The organism is bacterium (genome assembly GCA_024224155.1).
Classification (GTDB): Bacteria; Acidobacteriota; Thermoanaerobaculia; order Multivoradales; family JAHEKO01; genus CALZIK01.
This window is the reverse complement of record JAAENP010000193.1, coordinates 1-1,843: the sequence shown is the minus strand read 5'-3', so window position 1 is coordinate 1,843 and position 1,843 is coordinate 1. Positions and strand designations below refer to the sequence as shown.

General features: G+C 63.1%; 1 protein-coding gene. It reads left to right on the top strand.

Annotation, left to right across the window (positions count from 1 at the left end; genetic code table 11):
• Positions 1-131: 131 nt before the first annotated feature.
• On the top strand, positions 132-1,843 hold a 1,712-nt coding region (locus tag GY769_10640; GenBank protein MCP4202375.1), incomplete at its 3' end, for a hypothetical protein.

Genomic DNA, 1,843 nt, shown 5'->3' with positions numbered 1-1,843 from the left:
GGCAGGCGGCGATCCTCGAGGCCTGGCTCCAGCATCACGTTGGATAGAATGACGGCCACAAACCGACAGACAGGAACCGCCAGCTCGATGCCGCCCGTGGCGGCGCTCGGAGCGCGGAGGAGGATCAAGCGATGAACGGCGAAGAGGAATCGGCTTGGGGCTCGACCTTCTTTTGGCTCGAGCTCGAGGGGGAAGGTGACGCCCGGGGCTGGAAACTGAAGACCGGTGAGGAGATCCCATGGCTCCGTCCGAGTAGCTCCGGGGGCTTGCAGCCGACTGCGAGCCAACTGTTCCCGCTTCACGGCAAACATCTCTTCACGGAAGCCAAACTGACGCTGGAAGAGCGCCTGCGGATCATTGAACGGGCGATCTACCTCCTCGAAGAATTCTACGTCCATCGTGACCAAAAGCGCGTCGTCTATGGCGTGGACCCGGTGCTGCGGCTCAAGGCTCTCAGCCGGCAGCTGGAGAGCTCGCGTTTCACGATCTCGGACAAGACTGAGTCCGGGAAAGAGGATCTCCTGTCGTTCGTCGGCACGCTGGTCGAGCGAGCTCAGCTTTCCGATCTCGAGTTCCACCGCGAAATGTTGCGCATTTTCACCAGTCTGCGCGATTTCCATACCCTCTACAAGCAGCCCAAGCCGTTCTCCGAGCTGGTCGCCTTCCTGCCATTCTCCGTCGAAAGAGCTTTCGACGAGGTGAAGAACCCGGATGGAAGTCGAAAAGGGCTTCAGCGGCGTTATCTGGTGACTCACGTGCGCGACGAGATCCTCAAAGAGGGTTCGGATCTGGTCGTCGGACGGCGCGAGTCACCGGGCGCCAGCGCGGTCGAAAACGAGTGGGAAGTCGAGCTCTGGAACGGACGGCCCATCGAGCTCGCCGTCGAGCGAAACTCCGTCGAATACCCTGGCAGCAACACTGCGGCGAGAGATGCCTGGGGGCTCGAGCAGCTGACGACTCGACCTCTGATCACCTCGCAGCTCCCCGACGAGTTCGTGGTCACGGTGCAGTTCAGAGTCGGCGAAGAGGCCGTCCTGCGTGACTTCTATTGGTTGGTGGCCAGTCTTCCCGCCCTTCAGGCTCTCGGCCCGGAGGACGGCAGCGGGTCGGGCGGCCCGACTGAGGAACAGGAGATCGGCGACGGCACGCTCGGATTGAACGTCTGGGGCGAAAAGAGCAGGGAACACGCATACCAGGTGTATCAATACGATCAACCCGGCAGGGTCGGCAGAAGGACGGGCTGGCGCGAAACCACCGGCCCGCCTCCGGCAACGGAGCCCGAGCACAAGAAGGTCGAGACCTTGGACGAGCTCGAGATCCGCCAACGTTTTCAGAGGCACCTGGCCGCACGCAGCATCTCGATCACGGGGGCTGACGGATCCCGGAAGGTCGGCTATCTCCGGATCTTCTCCTTCGCCGATGTAGGAAGGGAGGGTTTTCGAGATCAGGTCAAGACCTTGTTGACGGACGCCCGGATGACGTCCACGGAGGGGTTGATCCTCGACCTCCGGGGCAACACGGGCGGCAACATCTCGGCGGCGGAGTCCATCCTGCAGCTGCTGACGCCGCGCGAGATCGCGCCCGCGCGGTTCCAGCTCATCCTCTCGCCGCTGACGCGCAATCTCACGCGTTTCCTCAACGGCAGGGGAAGGCGCAGGCTGCTGCCCAACCTCGAGCGCTGGAGCGCTGCCGCGGATTCGGCCGCCACCGTTCGGGAGACCTATTCGCGGGCTATTCCGATCACCCGAGACGCGGAGGCCAACGACGTGGGTCAGGTCTACTTCGGGCCGTGTGTCCTGGTCGTCGAGGCGACGGTTTATAGCGCGGCGGACATTTGCATCGC